Origin of the sequence: Streptomyces sp. NPDC005263, assembly GCF_042872365.1 — a bacterium.
In the GTDB taxonomy this organism is placed as follows: Bacteria; Actinomycetota; Actinomycetes; order Streptomycetales; family Streptomycetaceae; genus Streptomyces.
Map to the genome: position 1 here is coordinate 441,896 of NZ_JBIAKJ010000005.1, position 19,779 is coordinate 461,674.

The 19,779-nt window shown below is 70.3% G+C and carries 16 protein-coding genes and 1 pseudogene; 12 read left to right on the forward strand and 5 right to left on the reverse strand.

Annotated features, from left to right (window positions below):
* Positions 1-30: 30 nt before the first annotated feature.
* Both ACFYRY_RS24555 and ACFYRY_RS24560 read right to left on the reverse strand, forming a co-directional pair.
* Entirely contained in the window at positions 31-633 is a 603-nt protein-coding gene (locus ACFYRY_RS24555) for a TetR/AcrR family transcriptional regulator (protein WP_389149429.1), read from the reverse strand.
* 278 nt (positions 634-911) lie between these two features.
* The gene (locus ACFYRY_RS24560; protein WP_389149432.1) at positions 912-2,948 is read right to left on the reverse strand and encodes a beta-galactosidase; all 2,037 of its coding nucleotides are present in this window, start codon (positions 2,946-2,948) and stop codon (positions 912-914) included.
* Positions 2,949-3,377: 429 nt separating this feature from the next.
* Here ACFYRY_RS24560 and ACFYRY_RS24565 point away from each other — a divergent pair, with 429 nt between their 5' ends.
* The 10 genes from ACFYRY_RS24565 (at position 3,378) to ACFYRY_RS24610 (ending at position 14,120) form a co-directional block, all read left to right on the forward strand.
* Positions 3,378-4,421 carry a LacI family DNA-binding transcriptional regulator gene (locus ACFYRY_RS24565; protein WP_389149435.1) on the forward strand — a complete coding sequence of 348 codons (1,044 nt, stop codon included), beginning with the start codon at positions 3,378-3,380 and terminating at the stop codon, positions 4,419-4,421.
* Positions 4,422-4,632: 211 nt separating this feature from the next.
* A complete protein-coding gene (locus ACFYRY_RS24570; protein ID WP_389149438.1) occupies positions 4,633-6,690 on the forward strand; it encodes an RICIN domain-containing protein in 2,058 nt (685 codons plus the stop codon).
* A 211-nt stretch (positions 6,691-6,901) separates the two neighbouring features.
* The gene (locus tag ACFYRY_RS24575; RefSeq protein WP_389149441.1) at positions 6,902-8,560 is read left to right on the forward strand and encodes an FAD-dependent oxidoreductase; all 1,659 of its coding nucleotides are present in this window, start codon (positions 6,902-6,904) and stop codon (positions 8,558-8,560) included.
* A gap of 233 nt (positions 8,561-8,793) precedes the next feature.
* Complete coding sequence (locus ACFYRY_RS24580) at positions 8,794-9,951, forward strand: SchA/CurD-like domain-containing protein (RefSeq protein ID WP_389149444.1); 1,158 nt, start codon at positions 8,794-8,796, stop codon at positions 9,949-9,951.
* A gap of 67 nt (positions 9,952-10,018) precedes the next feature.
* Entirely contained in the window at positions 10,019-10,480 is a 462-nt protein-coding gene (locus ACFYRY_RS24585; protein WP_389149447.1) for a cupin domain-containing protein, read from the forward strand.
* Positions 10,477-11,745, forward strand: coding sequence for a beta-ketoacyl-[acyl-carrier-protein] synthase family protein (locus tag ACFYRY_RS24590; RefSeq protein ID WP_389149450.1), 1,269 nt, complete (start codon positions 10,477-10,479; stop codon positions 11,743-11,745). Before ACFYRY_RS24585 ends, ACFYRY_RS24590 begins: the two co-directional genes overlap by 4 nt.
* Positions 11,742-12,995, forward strand: coding sequence for a ketosynthase chain-length factor (locus ACFYRY_RS24595; RefSeq protein WP_389149453.1), 1,254 nt, complete (start codon positions 11,742-11,744; stop codon positions 12,993-12,995). Before ACFYRY_RS24590 ends, ACFYRY_RS24595 begins: the two co-directional genes overlap by 4 nt.
* Positions 12,996-13,027: 32 nt before the next feature.
* Complete coding sequence (locus tag ACFYRY_RS24600; RefSeq protein WP_389149456.1) at positions 13,028-13,288, forward strand: acyl carrier protein; 261 nt, start codon at positions 13,028-13,030, stop codon at positions 13,286-13,288.
* A 1-nt stretch (position 13,289) separates the two neighbouring features.
* Positions 13,290-13,769, forward strand: a complete 480-nt coding sequence (locus tag ACFYRY_RS24605; RefSeq protein WP_389149459.1) for an SRPBCC family protein — start codon at positions 13,290-13,292, stop codon at positions 13,767-13,769.
* An 18-nt stretch (positions 13,770-13,787) separates the two neighbouring features.
* Positions 13,788-14,120, forward strand: coding sequence for a TcmI family type II polyketide cyclase (locus tag ACFYRY_RS24610; RefSeq protein ID WP_389149463.1), 333 nt, complete (start codon positions 13,788-13,790; stop codon positions 14,118-14,120).
* A gap of 75 nt (positions 14,121-14,195) precedes the next feature.
* Here the strand turns inward: ACFYRY_RS24610 and ACFYRY_RS24615 are convergent, their stop codons facing one another.
* The 3 genes from ACFYRY_RS24615 to argG form a co-directional block, all read right to left on the reverse strand.
* Positions 14,196-15,221 (reverse strand): methyltransferase, encoded by a 1,026-nt coding sequence (locus ACFYRY_RS24615; protein ID WP_389149466.1) that lies wholly within the window; start codon positions 15,219-15,221, stop codon positions 14,196-14,198.
* A 49-nt stretch (positions 15,222-15,270) separates the two neighbouring features.
* Positions 15,271-16,329: a nitrous oxide reductase family maturation protein NosD gene (locus ACFYRY_RS24620; protein ID WP_389149469.1), complete on the reverse strand. Its 1,059-nt coding sequence runs from the start codon at positions 16,327-16,329 to the stop codon at positions 15,271-15,273.
* A gap of 181 nt (positions 16,330-16,510) precedes the next feature.
* On the reverse strand, positions 16,511-17,965 hold the full coding sequence (gene argG / locus ACFYRY_RS24625; RefSeq protein ID WP_389149472.1) for an argininosuccinate synthase: 1,455 nt from the start codon (positions 17,963-17,965) through the stop codon (positions 16,511-16,513).
* Positions 17,966-18,014: 49 nt separating this feature from the next.
* Between argG and ACFYRY_RS24630 the strand changes: the two are divergent.
* Positions 18,015-18,353, forward strand: a pseudogene (locus ACFYRY_RS24630) (SAM-dependent methyltransferase); the annotation flags it as partial.
* Positions 18,354-18,709: 356 nt separating this feature from the next.
* Positions 18,710-19,777: an ABC transporter substrate-binding protein gene (locus ACFYRY_RS24635; RefSeq protein ID WP_389149475.1), complete on the forward strand. Its 1,068-nt coding sequence runs from the start codon at positions 18,710-18,712 to the stop codon at positions 19,775-19,777.
* Positions 19,778-19,779 lie beyond the last annotated feature (2 nt).

The window sequence follows — 19,779 nt, forward strand, 5'->3', positions numbered from 1 at the left end:
GGGCGATCCGGGCGCGGGACGATCCCGGGCTCATCCTTCGTCGGCTGCGGTCACCCGCCGTACCAGGTCCTTCCAGGTGCTCTGCAGACGTGCGGTGGTGGCGTGGCAGTCGCCGCGGAGGGCGTCCAGGGTCTGGAGGTCCGTGAAGGCGAGCATGGCGTGGGCGAGCATGTCGTGGTCGCCCACGACTCCCGCCTCCCGCAGGAGTGAGGAGACGTGGTGGTGGAAGGCCCGGCCGTAGTGCGAGGCCCGGCGCCGCTCGCAGGGGACCTGGCGTCCCAGCGCCGGGCCCAGGTCCGTCTCGTCGGCGACGCGTTCGATCAAGGCACAACCGAACGCGGCGAGTCGGTCCCTGGCCGGTGCTCCCGGCCCCAACGGCGCAGGACCAAAGGTGTACGCCTCGTAGAAGTCCGCTTCGACGTCGCTCAGCAGGGCGAGCAGAAGCCCGTTGCGGTCGCCGAACCGGCGGAAGAGTGTGCCCTTGCCCAGGCCGGCCACCTGCGCGACCTCGTGCATCGTCACATGTTCCGCTCCCCGGTCGGCAACGAGCCAGGCAGCCGCCTCCAACAGGCGGGCACGGTTGCGGGCGGCGTCGGCCCGCTCCTCGACGGCATCGTCCGGTGGCCCGGTCACCGATCACTCCGCGGCGCCACACCCGCGTACACGCGTCCGTCCTCGATCCGCACCGGCGCGAACACCTCTTTCCCCGTCAGGACCAAGGACAGCCGGCCGCTCCGCCGGATTCCTCGGGCAGGCCGCCCGGTCAGGAGGGCCGCGCGAGTGAGCATGACTGATCGCCAACGGTAGCGATTCGGGCCGCGGCCGGGACCCGCCCTCAGCCCGAACCGGAGTCGGCACATGGACCTAGGCCCTGCATGGCGGAAGCATGACAGGCATCTCCACGACCTGCCTCACTCCCCGCGGTGAGCGGGCCTCGGCTCGCGGACCACGGCGACGCCTCCTTCGGGGACGGTGACCGAGCCGACAACCGGTGTGCCGGTGAGGAGTTCGACCCCTTCGGCGGGGATCCGGGCACCGTGGCCGGCGTGGTCGATCAGGAAGAGGTAGTCGGCGTCGGTGCCGCGCCGCCGCACCACCTCGACCCCGTCCGGCACCTCGTGCTCCGGGCGCACGCCTGCCTCTTGGCAGATGTGCCCCAGGACGGCGGCCAAGGTGGCCGGGTCCGGGTGGGTGGCGACGTACCAGGCGGTTCCGCTTCGATACGTGTGGCGGGTGATCGCCGGGACGCCCGTCAACGGACCGTCTGCGTACGTGGCGACGGCCTCCGCCCCGGCGAGCCGGAGGTGTTCCGTCCAGAGGTCGGCCGTCGCGCCCTGCGGGACCTGCCCGACCAGACCGGCCCAATGGCCGGGCAGCAGCGGGAACGGCTCGTCGCCACGCACCCCGAGGATCTCGCGGAAGGCGCCCGGGTAACCACCCAGGCGCACATGGCAGTTCTCGTCGACCGCGCCGCTGTGGAAGCCCACGGCCAGGGTGCCGCCCCGCTCGACGAAGGCGGCGAGACGAGCCGCGCCGGTGTCGTCGACGAGATACAGACTGGGCACGAGGACGAGTCGGTAGCGGTCGAGGCCGGGCTCGTCCGGGCGTACGAAGTCGACCCCTATGCCGGCTCGCCACAGCGGCGTGTACCAGTCCCTCACCAGATCCTGGAAGCGGAGTTCACCGCTGGGCTGGGACGGAAGTTCCAGGGCCCAACGGGCGTCCCAGTCCCAGACGATGGCGACCCGGGAGGTCTGCGTGCTGTCCCGGACTTCGGCCAGCGCCCGAAGGTCGGCGCCGAGTCGTACGACGTCCTGCCAGACGCGGCTGTCGGTGCCCGCGTGGGGCAGCATCGCCGAGTGCCACTGCTCGGCGCCCGCCTTGGCCGCACGCCACTGGAAGAAGAGGATGCCGTCGGCGCCGTGGGCGACATGGGCGAGGGCGTTGCGGCGCATCTCGCCCGGGTTCTTGGCCCGGTTGACGGGTTGCCAGTTGACGGCTCCGGTCGAATGCTCCATGAGCAGCCACGGGCGGCGACCCGCGAGTGACCGCATGAGGTCGCCGTTGAGGGCGATGTCGATCTCCGGCTCCGGGTCGTCGGACATCAGGTAGTGGTCGTTGGAGAGGATGTCCACCTCGGGTGCCCAGCGCCAGTAGTCCAGGGCGTCGAAGGTGCGCAGCACCATGAAGTTGGTGGTGGCCGGGAGGTGCGGAGCCGCCCGCCGGAGCACCTCGGTCTCGGCGGTGCACAGCGACAGCAACTCGTCGGAGCAGAAGCGGCGCCAGTCCAGCAGGTGGGTGGGGTTCGCGGGAGCGGCGGTGGCGCGAGGCGGCAGGATCTCGTCCCAGGAGTAGTACCACTGACTCCAGAAGGCGGTGCCCCAGGCGTGGTTGAGGGCGTCGAGGTCGTCGCCGTACTTCGTCCGCAGCCAGCCCCTGAAGGAGCCCGCGCTGGTGTCGCAGTAGCACGCGGGGTTGTGGCAGCCGTACTCGTTGTGCACGTGCCACATGGCGACGGCCGGATGGTCGGCGTAACGCTCGGCCAGTGCCTTCGCGATGCGCAGGGACGCCTTCCGGTAGGCGGGGCTGCTGGGGCAGAAGGTCTGGCGGCTGCCGTACGACAGGGTGCGGCCGTCCTGGTCGACCGGCAGGGCCTCGGGGTGGGCCTTGAAGAACCAGGCGGGCGGGGCGGCCGTCGGGGTGGCGAGGTCGGCGGCGATGCCGTTGTGGTGGAGTAGGTCCAGAACGCGGTCCGTGCGGGAGAAGTCATGGACGCCGTCCGCCGGTTCGAGCAGCGCCCACGAGAAGATGCCGACGCTGACCATGGTCACCCCGGCCTCGCGCATCAGGCGCATGTCCTCCGCCCAGACCTCCTCGGGCCACTGCTCGGGGTTGTAGTCGCCGCCGTAGGCGATGCCGGGCAGGTGAAGACGGCGTTCAGTACTCACTGGTGGTGCTCCGGAAGTCGTCGGTGCTCATTTCACTGTTCACGAGGACGCGAAGATCTGCTGCTTCTGGCGCTCGATCGGCACATTTCGGCTCCTGACGGGGCTGTCGCGCCCAGGGACGACGGATCAGCCCGAAGAAGGGAGACAGGGAGGGCGGCCGTCTGGGCGACCATAATCAAACGCGACCGAACAAATGCGATCGGCGGATGCGAGGAAGAGTGAACGCTCCGCGGGCTCGCTGTCAAGACCTGTGACGCCTGCTCCGCTCGCCCATCGGCCCCGCCCCGGCCATCACCATGCGGAACGCAAGTGGGGTTGCCGGAACCCTTGACGTGTGGTCGACCGATGCGTAGACATGACCGCGCGATCAGACCGCGTGGTCATATGGCTGACCTTGTCCTATGCGAGTACACGACTGCGGGAGACCTCATGACACCAGGCGTCGAACATGTCGCGGGCTCCTCCGTGCCGCGCAGTGCGGACGTGGCCAAGCTGGCCGGCGTCTCACGCAAGACGGTCTCCAGGGTCCTCAACAACGAGCCGTACGTGTCCGACGAGGCCCGTGAACGCGTGCTCGCCGCCGCCGAGGAACTCGGTTACCGGCTGAACCACGCCGCCAGGGCCCTGGCCTCCGGACGGACTCGCTCCATCGGTGTGGTCGCTCTGGGAACCGCGGGCTACGGAACCGCCTCCCTGCTCGTGGGCATCGAGCACGCCGTACGGAACGCCGGTTACGCGCTCCGCATGATCTACACACCGGACGGCGGACCGAGGAGCATCGCCGGCGCAGTGGAATCACTCCTCGAACAGGGCGTGGACGGCCTGGTGGTGTCCGAGCCCGTCGTGGAAGGAGACATCGCACTCCGGATCGACGTACCGGTCCTCTTCCTCGGCGCACCACCCGCCTTCACGGCCAGCCGGACACTGACCGTGGGGGTGGGCGCCCATCCCCTGGCGCGCGCCGCCACCGAGCATCTGCTGGACCTGGGCCACACGACCGTCCATCACCTCGCCGGCCCCCGGCACTGGTACGCCACCAAGGACCGCATCGAGGGATGGCGGGCGGCACTGACGGCGCGCGGCGCCTACGAACCACCCCTGCTGAACGGTGACTGGTCCGCGGCCTCCGGGTACGCCGCCGGTCGTGAGCTGGCCGCGGACCGGTCCGTGACCGCGGTGTTCGCGGCGGGCGACGAGATGGCCATCGGCCTGATCCACGCCATGCGGGAAGCCGGACGTCGCGTACCGGAGGACATCAGCGTCGTCGGCTTCGACGGCAACCCCGTCTTCGCCTACGTCTCCCCTCCTCTGACCACCGTCCGTCAGCCCTTCGACGCCGCGGCGGAGGAAGGAATCCGCCTCCTGGTGCACGCCATCGAGAAACCCGACACCGCCCCGTCCCCGGCGAGTGACCCACCCGTCGAACTCGTCGTCCGCGGCTCGACGGCGCCTCCGCCGCCCCGTCAGGCCTGAACACCTCTGCCCGAATCTGACACCCGTCACCCGGGCGCCGTGCCCACCGGACATCCGGCGCTCTCCGGCACTTCGTGCTGCTCTCCGGCACTTCGTGCTGCTCTCCGGCACCGCCCGCTGCTCTCTGAGAGAGCCGGCCCGTATCCCCCCTTCCCCTCTCCCCTTCCCCTCTCCCCTCTCCGCTTCCCCTTTCGCAACCCTGGAGCCGCACATGTCCCCCGCACAGCCAGGCGCCAGACCCGGCGCCGCCCCGCGTTCCCGTCCCCTCTTCTTCCTCACGTCGTTGCTCGCCCTGCTCGCCGCGGTGGCGACGCTGGTTCTGCCGACCGCGGGCAGGGCGGAGGCCCTCGCCCGTCCGTCGCAGACGATGTACACCCCGCCGTCGAATGCCCCCTCACCCGGGTCGTTCTACCCCCGGGCGCTGCGTCTGGAGCACAACGGCTCGGCCAACGGCACCATGCTGGCGACGTTCGAGCAGTACACCTCCGGCACCCCGGTCTTCCCGATCTACCGCAGCACCGACAACGGCAACTCCTGGACGAAGATCTCGGACGTCGTCGACACCCAGAACGGCTGGGGCATGCGGTGGGAACCCCAGTTGTTCGAACTGCCCACCGCGATGGGCGACTTCCCGGCCGGGACCATCCTGGCCGCCGGTGACTCGGTGCCCGGCGACCGGTCGGCGTCCAAGATCGACCTGTATGCCAGCACCGACCGCGGGCAGACCTGGAGCTTCGTCACCAACATCGCCACCGGCGGCCCGGCGTTCTCCACCAACGGCTACACCCCCGTCTGGGAGCCGTTCTTCCTCAGCAACGGAAACCGGCTCATCGTCTACTACTCCGACCAGCGCGACACCGCCCACGGCCAGAAGATCGTGCACCAGGTGTCCACCGGCCTCCGCACCTGGGGTCCGGTCGTGGACGACGTGGCGATGCCGAACTATCCGGACCGCCCCGGCATGCCGGTGGTCACCCGGCTGCCCAACGGCACCTATGTGATGACCCACGAGTACTGCGGCGCACCCGAGGGCGGCTGCTCGGTCTACTACCACCTCTCCTCCGACCCCGAGGCGTTCGCCTCCGCCCCCGGGCGGGTACTGCGGGCGACCGACGGCACCATCCCCAGCGGGGCGCCGTACGTCACCTGGCTGCCCACCGGCGGCCCGAACGGCACCCTCGTCGTCAGCGGGGAATCCCAGGACGACCTGTTCGTCAACACCGACAACGGCGCCGCGGACGCCTGGACCAGGATCCGCTCCAATGTCGCCGGCGGCTACAGCCGGGGCCTGCTCCCGCTGTCCGACGGCCACAGCCTGCTGGTGCTCAGCGGGGGACGCGCCCGAAGCTCCGGCGTCAACCCGGTGACCTACAGCACCGTCGACCTGGGTGGCGGCATCTCGGACGGCGCCGTCTACACGCTGTCCAACGCGAACAGCAACCTGAAGCTCGCCATCACGGGCGGCTCCACCGCCAACGGCACCTTCGCCACCCAGCAGAACGCCGACAACGCCACCGACCAGCAGTGGCGCTTCGCGCAGCAGCCTTCCGGCTACTTCAAGATCTTCGCCGTCGCCACCGGCAAGGTCCTCGGCGTGGAGAACCAGTCCACCGCGGACGGCGCGAAGATCCTCCAGTGGGACGACAACAACACCCTCGACCACGAGTGGGCCGTCGCCCCCAGTCCGGCGGGTGGCTACACCCTCACCAACCGCGTCACCGGCAAGTACCTGGAGATCCCGGGCGCCTCCACCGCCCCCGGCACCGCCGCCGGTCAGTGGAGCGGCACCGGCTGCGCCTGCCAGCGCTGGAGCTTCACCCAGGTCGCCCTGCCGCCGCTGGGCACCGGACAGTACGTCCTCGTCAACAAGAACAGCGGCAAGAACCTCGACATCCCCAAGGACTCCACCTCCGCCGGTACGGCCGCCGACCAGTGGCAGAACTCGGCCTGCTTCTGCCAGCTGTTCACCTTCCAGTCCGCGGGCGGCGGAGCCTGGACCGTCAAGGGCGTCAGCAGCAACCTCGGCCTGGACATCGGGAGCGGCTCCACCGCCGCGGGAGCGGCCGTCGTCCAGAACACGCCGTCGACCGCCACCTCGCAGAAGTGGACGCTCACCGACGCGGGCAACGGCTACTACAAGCTCAGGAACGTCAACAGCGGCCTCGACGTCGCCGTCGCCCAGTCCTCCACCTCCAATGGCGCATCCGTCATCCAGTGGAACGACCTGAACATCGACGACCAGCTCTGGAAGATCGTCCGCGTCAACTGACCACCCAGGAGACAGACCACCGGACGCCGGGCCCGCCGACCAGAAGTCGGCGGGCCCGGCCCGTCTCGCCGACCCGACGCTCCGCGATCGCGTCCCCGGCCACCCCCACCCAGCGGGTGAAGACTGAGCCGCCCTCCACCGTGCGGGGCATACATGAGGGCCCCGGCCGTATCCGGCCGAGTCGGCGGACATGACGCGCTGGAGGCGAGTGATGAACGAAAGAGCCGGTGAGGCCGGCGGCACGGTCCACAAGGTCCCGGTCCTGATCGTCGGCGGCTCCCTGGTGGGGCTGTCGACCTCCCTGTTCCTGGGCCGACTGGGGGTACGGCACACCCTCGTGGAGCGCCATGCCGGCACCTCCATCCACCCCCGGGGGCGGGGCAACAACGTACGCACCATGGAGCTGTACCGCGTGGCCGGCATCGAGCCGGCGATCCAGCAGGCCGCGGCGACGCTGGCCGACAACCACGGCATCCTGCAGACGCCCACCCTGGTCGGTGACGCGGGCGAGTGGCTGTTCCGTGAGATCGATCCGGGCGGCGGACTGGCCCGGTTCAGCCCGAGCGCATGGTGTCTGTGCAGCCAGAACGACTTGGAGCCGGTCCTCCTCGACCGTGCCGCGACGCTCGGCGGCGACCTGCGGTTCTCCACCGAGATGATGTCGTTCGACAGCGATCCCACCGGTGTCACCGCGATCGTCAAGAGCCGGGAGACCGGTGAGCACACCACCATCCGCGCGGACTACCTGGTCGCTGCCGACGGCCCTCGCAGCCCCGTGCGGGAGCAGCTCGGCATCGGTCAGTCCGGCCCCGGCGACCTGTTCCACAACGTCAGCATCACCTTCCGCTCCCGCCGTCTGGCCGATGTGGTGGGCGACCGCCGTTTCATCGTCTGCTACCTGACCAGCCCGGACGCGGACGGCGCCCTGCTGCCGGTGGACAACCGTGAGAACTGGGTCTTCCACGCCCCCTGGCACCCCGAACACGGCGAGAGCATCGAGGAGTTCACCGACCAGCGCTGCGCCGACCACATCCGCCGGGCGGTCGGCGACGCGGACCTCGACGTGGAGATCACCGGCAAGGCTCGCTGGCACGCCGCGCAACGCGTCGCGCGGTCCTACCGGTCGGGCCGCGTCCTGCTGGCCGGGGACTCGGCCCACGAGATGTCCCCCACCGGCGCCTTCGGCTCCAACACCGGTATCCAGGACGCGCACAACCTCGCCTGGAAGCTGGCCGCGGTGCTCGACGGCTGGGCGGGTGAGGGGCTGCTGGACACCTACGACGCCGAACGCCGTCCGGTCGCGGAGGCGACCACCGCCCGTGCGGCCGCCCGGTCCGCCGAGCACAGCCACCCCGGCTTCGCCCCACCTCCCGCGGCCGGTGGCGGCGGGCCACAGCGCGGCATCCTCAACGTGGCCCTCGGCTACCGCTACCCGAACGGTGCCGTGGTGGGCACCGATCCCGCGGCCGCGGTGGTCCCGGAGAAACTCGCCCTGACCGGGGAACCCGGCAGCCGGGCGCCCCACCTGTGGGTACGGCACCGGGGCGAGCGGATCTCCACCCTCGACCTCTACGAACGGTCCCTGGTCCTGCTCAGCGACGCCGGTGAGCCGAACGGGTGGCACGAGTCCGCCATTCGGCTCGCGAAGCAGATGTCCGTCCCGCTCACCTCGTACCGGGTGGGGGCAGGAGCCGACGTCGAGCCGGCGACCGAGGACGGCGCGGACTGGCTGGAACGTCACGGCATCTCACCCGGGGGCGCCGTGCTCGTCCGGCCCGACGGGTTCGTCGCGTGGCGATCGCCGGGTGCGGTCCCGGACGCCGAGTCGACGCTGCGTCAAGTCCTGACGACCGTTCTGGCACTGACCTGACCTGCTCTCACCGACCTGCCCCGGTAGGACGCGTCGGCCGGCGGCCTTGGCTGTCGGCCGACGCGCCCGGTGGGAAGCGGCGGCGAGGCGGGTCGTCCGGGCCCCGGGCGGGTCACCCACGTAGTCCATACGAATCGCGCGCCGGTGGGGACCGGCACAGGATCGAATCACGCTCGCTGCGGATCACCGCGACCGGGGTTCGCATTCCCTCCCGCGAAGGAGATGTGCCCAGGATGACCACCACGTCTGTCCCCGCTTCATCACCGCTGTCGCCGCAGGGGGCACAGCGTGTGTCCCAGTCCGTGTTCGACGGCTCACGTCTCCGGGTCGTCCTGCTGGTGGACGTCCACGACGGTGCCCAGCGGCAGTTCCTGGAGGCGTACGAGCAGCTCTGCAACCAGGTCGCGTCCGTGCCCGGTCATGTCAGCGACCAGCTGTGCCAGTCGATCGAGAACCCCTCCCAGTGGCTCATCACCAGCGAGTGGGAGAGCGCGCCCCCCTTCCTCACCTGGGTGAACAGCGAGGAGCACGTGCGGATGGTGGAGCCGCTGCACAGCTGTGTCCGGGACACCAGGTCGCTTCGCTTCCATGTCGTCCGCGAGACCGGCGGCCCCGCCGCGGACGCCCGGGCCGGTGAACGCAGTCTCCAGGCGTCACCGCGGATCGGTGACGGCCTGATCCGTCACGCGCTCACCTTCACGGTCAAGCCGGGCAAGGAGGCGACCGTCGCGAAGATCCTCTCCGACTACGCCTCCCCCCAGCCGCAGGTCGACGACACCACCCGGCTGTGCCGCACCTCGCTGTTCATGCACGGCAACCGGGTGGTGCGGGCCATCGAGGTGCGGGGCGACCTGCTCGCGGCGCTGCGCCACGTCGCCCGGCAGCCCGAGGTACGGGCCGTCGAGGAGGCCATCAACCCCTATCTGGAGCAGGACCGGGACCTCAACGATCCGGAGTCCGCGCGGGTCTTCTTCACCCGGGCGGCGCTGCCCGCCGTCCACCATGTGACGGCGGAGCAGGACGACCCGGCGGCGGAACGGCACGCGTTGCACTACCCCGCCCGGCCCGGCCGCGGCCTGCGGCTGGCCGAACTGCTCGCGCAGCGGGACGAGGCAGCCGCGGGCGATCCGCGCAGCCCGGTCCTGCGCAGCACGATCTTCCAGCGCGACGACGTCGTGGTACGGCTGGTCGACGTGCGCGGCGGACTCGACGCCGGTGACCCCGAGCTGCTCCTGGGCCTCCCGGACCCCGAGCAGGTCGCCGAGCTGACCACGTTCCTGGACGACGCCACCGGCGCGGCCGCTTCCGCACCGGGCGAAGGTGACCTGCGGCGGCTGCTCAAGCTCGCCCGCATGGAACTCGTCACCGACCGCCGTTCACCCGACGCCTGATCCGTCCGGCCCGCGCACGCGGCGGCCACGGCCCCCTGTCGACACAGCACACGATCGGAGCAACGTCGTGACCAAACCCCGTCCCAGAATCGTGGATCTCCGCGAGGTGGAGCCCAACACCCGGCGTGGCGGCGATCTGCGCCCCATGCTCACTCCCAACACCGTCGGCTCCACCAGCGGCTTCATGGGCGTGGCCATCGTGCAGCCCGGCGACCGCATCGCCGAGCACTACCACCCCTACTCCGAGGAGTTCATCTACGTCGTCTGCGGCCAGTTGGAGGTCGACCTGGACGGCGAGCCCCACCCGCTGCAACCCGAGCAGGGGCTGATGATCCCCGCCCACATGCGCCACCGCTTCCGCAACGTCGGCAACGTGGAGGCCCGTCTCGTCTTCCACCTGGGCCCGCTGGCTCCGAGCCCGCCGCTCGGCCACGTCGACACCGAGGAGACCGACGCCGCCCCGGCACGGGTGGAGGAAGTTCCCGCGGGCGCCGGCCGGGCGGCCGAACGACGTCAGGTCCGGTCATGACCAGGCGGGTGGCGGTCACCGGCATAGGCATCGTCGCCCCGGGAGGCGTCGGGGTACCGGCGTTCTGGGATCTGCTCTCCCAGGGGCGCACCGCGACGCGCGGCATCACCTTCTTCGACCCGAGCGGTCTGCGTTCACGGATCGCCGCCGAGTGCGACTTCGACCCGGCGGCCTGTGGCCTGGAGCCGGAACAGATCGCCCGGTGCGACCGGTACATCCAGTTCGCCCTGGTCGCCGGGGAGGAGGCGGTACGGGACTCCGGTCTCGACCTCGGCCGCGAGGACCCGTGGCGCGTCGGGGTGTCCCTGGGCACCGCGGTCGGCGGCACCACCCGCCTGGAGTCCGACTACGTCCTGGTCAGCAGCGGCGGACAGCGGTGGGACGTGGACCACCGGGAGGCCAGGCCGCACCTGCACCGCGCGTTCTCGCCCAGCACCCTCGCCTCGACGGTGGCGGAACGGTTCGAGGCGCGCGGACCGGTGCAGACCGTCTCCACGGGCTGCACGTCGGGGCTCGACGCGGTCGGGTACGCCTTCCACACGATCGAGGAGGGCAGGGCCGACGTCTGCATAGCCGGCGCCTCGGACTCGCCCATCTCACCGATCACCATGGCCTGCTTCGACGCGATCAAGGCCACGTCCCCCAACAACGACGACCCCGCCCATGCCTCGCGCCCGTTCGACGCCGACCGCAACGGGTTCGTCATGGGCGAGGGCGGCGCCGTACTGGTCCTGGAGGAACTCGAACACGCCCGGGCCCGCGGCGCTCACGTGTACTGCGAACTCAGCGGCTACGCGACCTTCGGCAACGCCTACCACATGACCGGTCTGACCAGCGAGGGCCTGGAGATGGCCCGGGCCATCAAGGACGCCCTCGACCACGCCCGACTCGACGGCACGGCGATCGACTACGTCAACGCGCACGGGTCGGGCACCCAGCAGAACGACCGTCACGAGACCGCCGCGGTGAAGCTGGCCCTGGGGCAGCACGCGTACGACACGCCCATGAGCTCCATCAAGTCCATGGTGGGGCACTCGCTCGGCGCGATCGGCGCGATCGAGGTCGTCGCCTGTGTGCTGGCCCTGGCCCACCAGGTGGTACCGCCCACCGCGAACTACGAGACACCGGACCCCGAGTGCGATCTGGACTACGTCCCACGCGTCGCTCGCGAACGGAGACTGAACGGCGTGCTCTCCGTGGGCAGCGGGTTCGGCGGATTCCAGTCCGCGGTGGTCCTGACCCGGCCGAGGGAGAGGACACCATGAGCGAACCGCATGCACGGCGCGCCGCCGTCACCGGAATCGGCGTGGTCGCGCCCAACGGAACCAGCACCGAGTCCTTCTGGAAGTCCACCCAGGCAGGTATCAGCGTCCTCGACCGGGTCACTCGCGAGGGCTGCGAGCACCTGCCGCTGCGGGTGGCGGGCGAGGTCCGCGACTTCGAGCCGTCGGCGGCGGTCGAGGAGCGCTTTCTCGTCCAGACCGACCGGTTCACGCACTTCGGGATGGCCGCGGCGGACCTCGCGCTGGAAGACGCCCGCCTCGGCCAGGCCGACACCTGCGAGGAACCGTTCTCGGTGGGCGTGATCACCGCGGCCGGTTCCGGCGGCGGTGAGTTCGGGCAGCGGGAACTGCAGCAACTGTGGGGCAAGGGCCCGCGCTTCGTCGGTCCGTACCAGTCCATCGCCTGGTTCTACGCCGCCAGCACCGGCCAGATCTCCATCCGCCGCGGGTTCAAGGGCCCCTGCGGGGTGATCGCCTCCGACGAGGCCGGCGGCCTGGACGCCGTCGCGCACGCGGCGCGGGCCGTGCGGCGGGGCACCGATGTGATCATGGCGGGCGCGACCGAGGCGCCGCTCGCCCCCTACTCCGTGGTCTGCCAGCTGGGCTACGAGGAGCTGAGCACCGCCGACGAACCGACGCGCGCCTACCGCCCGTTCACCGACGGAGCGTGCGGTTTCGTGCCCGCCGAGGGCGGCGCCATGCTGGTCGTGGAGGCGGAGTCCTCGGCCCGGGAGCGGGGCGCGCGGGTGCGCGCCACCGTCGCCGGTCATGCGGCCACGTTCACCGGCGCCTCCCGTTGGGAGCAGTCCCGCGAGGGGCTCGCCCAGGCCATCCGCGGTGCCCTGGACGAGGCCGGCTGCGCCCCCGAGGAGATCGACGTGGTCTTCGCGGACGCGCTGGGTGTACCGGAGGCGGACCGTGCCGAGGCGCTGGCGATCGCCGACGCCCTCGGCGCGCACGGTGGGCGGGTGCCGGTCACCGCGCCGAAGACCGGCATCGGCCGCGGCTACTGCGCGGCGCCGGTGCTGGACGTCGCGGCGGCGGTGCTCGCGATGGAGCACGGCCTGATCCCCCCTACCCCCAACGTCTTCGACATCTGCCATGACCTCGACCTCGTGACCACCCGCGCCCGTGTCGCCGAGACGCGCACGGCGCTGGTCCTGAGCCGGGGCCTCATGGGGTCGAACTCGGCGTTGGTGTTGCGGCACGGCGCGGCCGCCGCCTCGTGCTGAGGCGACCCGATGCGACAAAGGAGAAGAACCGCATGAGTGAACACATCACCGTGGAAGAGCTGTCCGAGCTCATGAAGAAGTGCGCCGGGGTCACCGTCGCCCCGCAGGAGCTCAAGGAGCAGACCGAGGCCGGCTTCGACACTCTCGGCGTCGACTCGCTGGGTCTGCTCGGCATCGTGGGCGAGCTGGAGAACCGGTACGGCACACCGATGCCGCCGGACGCGGAGCGCTGCAAGACGCCCCGGCAGTTCCTCGACCAGGTCAACGGTGCCCTGATGACGGCGGGAGCCTGACATGGCCGGACACACGCAGAACGAGATCACTATCGCCGCGCCCCTGGACCTGGTCTGGGACATGACCAACGACCTGGCGAACTGGCCCCAGTTGTTCAGCGAGTACGCCTCCGTCGAGATCCTGAACCGGGAGGGGAAACGGACCACCTTCCGGCTGACCATGCACCCGGACGAGAACGGCACCGTGTGGAGCTGGGTCTCGGAGCGGGAGCCGGACCGCGAGAAGCTCAGTGTCCGGGCCCGCCGGGTCGAGACGGGACCGTTCGACCACATGGACATCCACTGGAAGTACGAGGAGGTTCCCGCCGGCACCCGGATGGTGTGGACCCAGGACTTCGCGATGAAGCCCGAGGCGCCGGTCGACGACGACTGGATGACCGACAACATCAACCGGAACTCCAAGGTCCAGATGGCCCTGATCCGGGACAAGATCGAGAAGGCTGCCGCCGGGCACGAGCCCGCGTCGGTCCTGGCCGACTGAGCGGAGAGGACGGATCCCATGCACCAGGCTCTGATCGTCGCTCGGATGGCTCCGGGCTCGGCTCCCGACATCGCCAAGGTGTTCGCGGAGTCGGACCGGGGAGAGCTGCCGCACCTCGTCGGTGTGGTCCGGCGCAGCCTCTTCCAGTTCGGCGATGTGTACATGCACCTGGTCGAGTCCGAGAGCGAGCCCGGCCCGGCCATCGCCAAGGTCACCGGGCATCCCGCGTTCCGGGACGTCAGTGAGCGCCTGTCGGCGTACGTCAGCGCGTACGACCCCGAGACGTGGCGGTCCCCGAAGGACGCCATGGCGCAGCGCTTCTACCTCTGGGAGCGTGACCCGGCCGGCTGACCCGACCGACCACGAACGGCCGCCGGGCCCGCGACGCTGCGGGCCCGGCGGCCGTCTGTCCGCGGGGCGGACGGGTCACTCGGGGACGTGGCAGTCGAACGCGTGCAGGTACGGGTTGACCGGCCGGATGTCGTCGATGACCAGGCCCGCGTCGGTCAGTCGGTCGACCATGCTCTGGGTGGTGTGCTTCGCCCCTCCGACGTTGAGGAGCAGCAGCAGGTCCATGGCGGTGCTGAACCGCATGGAGGGCGTGTCGTCCACGAGGTTCTCGATGACCACGATCCGCGTGCCGGGCCCGCCCGCCTCGATGACGTTGCGCAGGGTCCGGGCCGTGCTGTCGTCGTCCCACTCCAGGATGTTCTTGATGATGTAGACGTCGGCCTTGACCGGGACACTCACGCGCACGTCGCCGGGCACGATACGGGCACGGGGCGCGAGGTCGCCCTCACGCAGCCGTGGCACGGCGTTGTCGATCACGCGCGGCAGATCGAGCAGGCTGCCGTGCATCGAGGGGTACTTGTCCAGCAGGCTCGCCACCACGTGACCCTGGCCGCCGCCGATGTCCGCGACCGAGGTGCTCCCCGACAGGTCGAGGAGAGCCGCGACGTCCCGCGCCGACTGCTCGCTGGAGGTCGTCATGGCGCGGTTGAAGACCGTGGCCGACTCGGGGGCGTCCTCGTTGAGGTAGGTGAAGAACTCCTTGCCGTACAGGTCCTCGACCACGTTGTGGTCGGTGCGCACCGCCTCGTCCAGCTTCGGCCACGCGTCCCAGGTCCACGGCTCGGTGCACCACAGGGTGATGTTGCGCAGGCTGTTCGGGTCGTCCTCGCGCAGCAGCCGGGACATGTCGGTGTGCGCGAACGTCCCGTCCGGCTTTTCGGCGAAGACTCCGTAGCAGGACAAGGCCCGCAACAGCCGTCGCAGCGGCCGGGCTTCGGTCTTCACCGCGGCCGCCAGGTCCGCCACGGTCATGGGGCTGTCTCCGAGGGCGTCGGCGATTCCCAGCCGGGCCCCCGCGCGCAGGGCGGCGGCACACGCCGCCCCGAACGCGAGCTCCCTCAGTCGCATGGACGGCGGTGGGGCAGTCTCAGCGGTCGTCATGTGCCGCCTTCCTTCCTTCTTGGGTCCACGGAGGGTGACGGTCGGCGGGTCAGCACAGGCCGGCGGGCCGGGACGCCAGGCAAGTGTTGCCTTCGAAGACGTTGTCCTTGCCGGTGTCCGCGTTGACGAGGTCCGCCGGGGAGTTGCCCTCCAGCTTGTTGTCGCTGATCCGGTTCCGCTCGCTGGTGGTACCGACGAAGCTCTTGAACAGCACGATGCCGCCGGACAGCGCGGAGGTGCCGACGTTCTCCGTGATCACGTTCCGTGTCACGAGGCTGTCCTCGGCTCCGGTCAGGACGATGCCCGAGCCCTGCAGGGCGTCCAGCCGTTCGGTCTTCGGGCAGGACTTGTTGTTGCGCGCGATGCGGTTGTCGCTCACGGTCACGAAGCCGGCCCTCGGCTTGTTCTCGTCCCCGACGACGAACACCGCCGCGCAGTTGCCGGTGAGGTGGTTGAACGCGATGGTGAGGTTGCGCAGACGCCGGACGGTCACGCCGATCCGGTTGCCCTCCAGCCGGTTGTGTTCGACCACTGTCCCCTGGGTGTCCGTCGCGCCCTGCTCCTCCTTGACCGTGTTGGCGAGGAACAGACCCGCGTCGCCGTTGTCCTTGGCGGTGTTGTGCCGGAACACACCGCGGACCGACTGCTCCTGGGCGATGCCCCACACCCCGTTCTTCACCGCCGTCACGTCCCGCACGGTCAGCCCGTCCGTCCCCATGGCGAACACCCCGGTCCCGGTGAAGCCGGACACGGTCAGCGAGGTGACGGTGACGCCCTCGACGTTGCGGTCCTTCGTGCCGATCACGCAGATGCCGTTGCCGTTCTGGGCACAGCTGTTGGCGGACTTGTCCGTGCCGGGTTCGATCACCGTGCTCGGGCCGGTGCCGCGCAGGGTCAGGCCGGGCGTGGTCACCTTGACGCTCTCGTGGTAGGTGCCGGGCTTCACGAGGACGGTGTCACCGGATCGGGCGATGTCCACGGCTTTCTGGATGGACTCCCCCGGGCTGACCACGTGGGTCGCATGGGCGGGGACCGGCGGGGCGGCCCCGAGCCCCGCGCCGACGACCGCTACGGCACACGCCAAGTACGAAAGGCTTTTTGTATTCATATTCCGGACATTAAGCCCGATTCGCCCGCGGGCTACCCGGATCGGCCATCCGGCGGCGTGTCATGTGCGGGGGCGTCATGCGCGGGGCCGCGGCGGCCGGACAACGGGACGAGGCCGGCTGGGCGCCGTTCGCGCCCAGCCGGCCTCGTCCCGTCGCGTCACGGGATGTCGACGGGACCGGTCAGTCCGTGCCGAACTCCATCGCGGCCCGGTCCAGCAGCACGTCCTCGTCGGAGACCTCGCCGCGGGAGGCGATGGCCTCGGCGCCGCCCTCCGGCATCTGAGGCATGGTGCCGATCAGTCCGGTCGCCGCGGCCTGGGCGGCGCCGATGGCGGGGCTTCCGGTGCCGATCAGACCGAGCCCGGCGTACTGCTCCAGCTTGGCGCGCGAGTCGGCGATGTCGAGGTTGCGCATGGTGAGCTGGCCGATGCGGTCCACCGGGCCGAACGCCGAGTCCTCGGTGCGCTCCATGGACAGCTTGTCCGGGTGGTAGCTGAACGCCGGGCCCGTGGTGTCGAGGATCGAGTAGTCCTCACCGCGCCGCAGCCGCAGCGTCACTTCACCGGTGACGGCCGCGCCGACCCAGCGCTGCAGCGACTCGCGCACCATCAGGGCCTGCGGGTCCAGCCAGCGGCCCTCGTACATCAGCCGGCCGAGGCGCCGGCCCTCGTTGTAGTACTGGGCGATGGTGTCCTCGTTGTGGATCGCGTTGACCAGGCGCTCGTACGCCGTGTGCAGCAGGGCCATGCCGGGCGCCTCGTAGATGCCGCGGCTCTTGGCCTCGATGATCCGGTTCTCGATCTGGTCCGACATGCCCATGCCGTGACGGCCGCCGATGGCGTTGGCCTCCATCACCAGATCGACGGGGGAGGCGAAGTCCTTGCCGTTGATCGTCACCGGGCGGCCCTGGTCGAAGCCGATCGTCACGTCCTCGGTGGCGATCTCGACCTCGGGGTCCCAGAACCGCACGCCCATGATCGGCTGCACGGTCTCGACGCCCGTGTCGAGGTGCTCCAGGGTCTTGGCCTCGTGGGTGGCGCCCCAGATGTTGGCGTCGGTGGAGTACGCCTTCTCCGTGCTGTCGCGGTACGGCAGCTCGTGGGCGACGAGCCACTCCGACATTTCCTTGCGGCCGCCGAGCTCGGTCACGAAGTCCGCGTCCAGCCAGGGCTTGTAGATCCGCAGATGGGGGTTGGCGAGCAGGCCGTACCGGTAGAACCGCTCGATGTCGTTGCCCTTGAAGGTCGAGCCGTCGCCCCAGATCTGGACGTTGTCCTCGAGCATCGCCCGGACCAGCAGGGTGCCGGTGACGGCCCGGCCGAGCGGCGTGGTGTTGAAGTAGGCACGCCCGCCCGAGCGAATGTGGAACGCCCCGCAGGTGAGCGCTGCCAGGCCCTCCTCGACCAGCGCCGCGCGGCAGTCGACCAGGCGCGCGATCTCAGCGCCGTAGGTCTTCGCGCGGCCGGGCACCGAGGCGATGTCGGGCTCGTCGTACTGGCCGATGTCGGCGGTGTAGGTGCACGGGACGGCGCCCTTGTCGCGCATCCACGCGACCGCGACGGAGGTGTCGAGACCGCCGGAGAAGGCGATGCCGACGCGCTCGCCGGCGGGAAGGGAGGTGAGGACCTTGGACATAGGAAGAGTATGCATGATCTCGCATGATCATGCAAAGGTCCGATTTCAGGTGTTCGAGACCCGGGATCCGGCCCGCAGGGCCTGGGAGGAGTGGAACCGGGAGCGGTCGTACCGCGTGAGTGAGATCCGCGGCGTGGGCGCGGTGGCGAGCTGGGTCGAGACGACCGAGGTGCGAGGGCCGCTGGTGACCTTCCGGTGGACTTACGTCTTCGCGGCGGACGGCCACGTGCTGACGTCGGAGTCGACGTTGCGTTTCCGGGAGCGGCGGGAGGTTGAGGCGGACCTGGTCGCCGCGGGGTACACGGTGGACGACGTGCGCGGCGCCCCCGACCGTCCCGGCCGGGAGTTCGTCTTCCTCGCCCGCCGGGCGGCGGCCGGGCCGATGTGACGCCGGGCGCGGGGCAGGCGGGCGGCCCGCTCCGGTCCGGACGTCGGCACCCGGCGCGGCCGACGAGAGCCCGCGTGCGCACCGTCACTGATACCGGATGACCGGCGGCCGTCGCACCCCTCCGAGCGGCCATGTTGTGCAATGCGAAATTTAGTGTTGCAGACGTGGTGTCGCACCGCGCGCACCTCCTACGTTGCCGTCTCAACAGAACGGTCCTCATCGGGCAAAGCGCCCCCCACCGGCCGGAACACCCCTGCTCCGGCGCGCGGGCCTCACGAATGACCGCTCCCCAACTCACCGACCCTCGGGCCCACTCGGTCCGGCCCGGGGTCTCCCGATCGAACTGAGGAGCTTCCATGAACGCAGGTTCTGTACGCGGTGCGGTGGCAGTCGCGGCCTCCCTGTGTGCGCTGGCCGGTATCAGCGCGTGCGACGTCCAGTCCGACAGCTCCACCGCCAAGACCGGCGCGAGTGCCTCCGCGGTGGCCGCCAAGGGCCTCCGGGTCGGCTGGTCGACCATCTACCTGACCCCGTCATGGATGCAGCAGACCCTGAAGATGATGGAAGGCGACGTCAGCGAGCTGAAGTCGGCCGGCAAGGTGAGCGCGTTCAAGACCTTCAACGCCAACGGCGACACCTCGCAGCAGATCGCGCAGATCCGCGCCATGATCCAGCAGAAGTACGACGTGATCATCGTCGACGCCGGCTCCTCCACGGCGCTGAACCCGGCGCTCGAACAGGCGGTCGCGGCCGGCATCACCGTGGTGGGCTTCGACTCCCTGCCGACCAGCACGAAGGTCATCAGAGTGGGCACCGACCAGAAGGCGTGGGGCTCGATGATGGCCACCTGGCTGGCGGACAAGCTCAAGGGCAAGGGCAGCGTCATCGCCATGAACGGCCCGGCCGGCGTGGCCGTCAGCGAGGACCGCTGGGCCGGTGCGGCGGCGGTCTTCAAGAAGTATCCGAACATCAAGATCGTCAGCAATGTGCACAGCGAGTACAACCTCGCCCCGGCCGCCCAGGCCTTCGCCTCCGCCTACTCCGCGCACCCGGACATCGACGGTGTCTTCTCACAGGGCGGCGCACTGTCCGCGGCCGCGCTGCAGACCCTGGTCAAGCAGGACAAGAAGCTCGTTCCCGTCACCGGTGAGAACTACAACGGCTTCCTGAAGATGTGGCGGTCCCACCAGAAGGACGGCTTCTCCTCGCTCGCCACCGCCCAGCCCAACTACCTCGGGGTCATCGCCCTGGAGGCGGCGGTCGCCAAGCGGGAGGGCGTGGCCGTCCCGCAGGACATCACCGTCCCGCTCCCCGAGATCAACGACAAGAACCTGGCCGACTACGTGAAGACCGACCAGCCGGACGACTCGTACCCGATCAACGACCTGCCGCAGTCCGAGATCGACAAGCTCATCGGAAAGTGACC

What these genes read in the sequence shown, in the direction of transcription:
- ACFYRY_RS24595 (WP_389149453.1), top strand. Translation starts at nt 11,742, where the DNA reads ATGAGCGAACCGCATGCACGGCGCGCCGCCGTCACCGGAATCGGCGTG.
- ACFYRY_RS24575 (WP_389149441.1), top strand. Translation starts at nt 6,902, where the DNA reads ATGAACGAAAGAGCCGGTGAGGCCGGCGGCACGGTCCACAAGGTCCCG.
- ACFYRY_RS24600 (WP_389149456.1), top strand. Translation starts at nt 13,028, where the DNA reads ATGAGTGAACACATCACCGTGGAAGAGCTGTCCGAGCTCATGAAGAAG.
- ACFYRY_RS24610 (WP_389149463.1), top strand. Translation starts at nt 13,788, where the DNA reads ATGCACCAGGCTCTGATCGTCGCTCGGATGGCTCCGGGCTCGGCTCCC.
- ACFYRY_RS24565 (WP_389149435.1), top strand. Translation starts at nt 3,378, where the DNA reads ATGACACCAGGCGTCGAACATGTCGCGGGCTCCTCCGTGCCGCGCAGT.
- ACFYRY_RS24635 (WP_389149475.1), top strand. Translation starts at nt 18,710, where the DNA reads ATGAACGCAGGTTCTGTACGCGGTGCGGTGGCAGTCGCGGCCTCCCTG.
- argG (WP_389149472.1), bottom strand. Translation starts at nt 17,965, where the DNA reads ATGTCCAAGGTCCTCACCTCCCTTCCCGCCGGCGAGCGCGTCGGCATC.
- ACFYRY_RS24570 (WP_389149438.1), top strand. Translation starts at nt 4,633, where the DNA reads ATGTCCCCCGCACAGCCAGGCGCCAGACCCGGCGCCGCCCCGCGTTCC.
- ACFYRY_RS24605 (WP_389149459.1), top strand. Translation starts at nt 13,290, where the DNA reads ATGGCCGGACACACGCAGAACGAGATCACTATCGCCGCGCCCCTGGAC.
- ACFYRY_RS24590 (WP_389149450.1), top strand. Translation starts at nt 10,477, where the DNA reads ATGACCAGGCGGGTGGCGGTCACCGGCATAGGCATCGTCGCCCCGGGA.
- ACFYRY_RS24620 (WP_389149469.1), bottom strand. Translation starts at nt 16,329, where the DNA reads ATGAATACAAAAAGCCTTTCGTACTTGGCGTGTGCCGTAGCGGTCGTC.
- ACFYRY_RS24580 (WP_389149444.1), top strand. Translation starts at nt 8,794, where the DNA reads ATGACCACCACGTCTGTCCCCGCTTCATCACCGCTGTCGCCGCAGGGG.
- ACFYRY_RS24615 (WP_389149466.1), bottom strand. Translation starts at nt 15,221, where the DNA reads ATGACGACCGCTGAGACTGCCCCACCGCCGTCCATGCGACTGAGGGAG.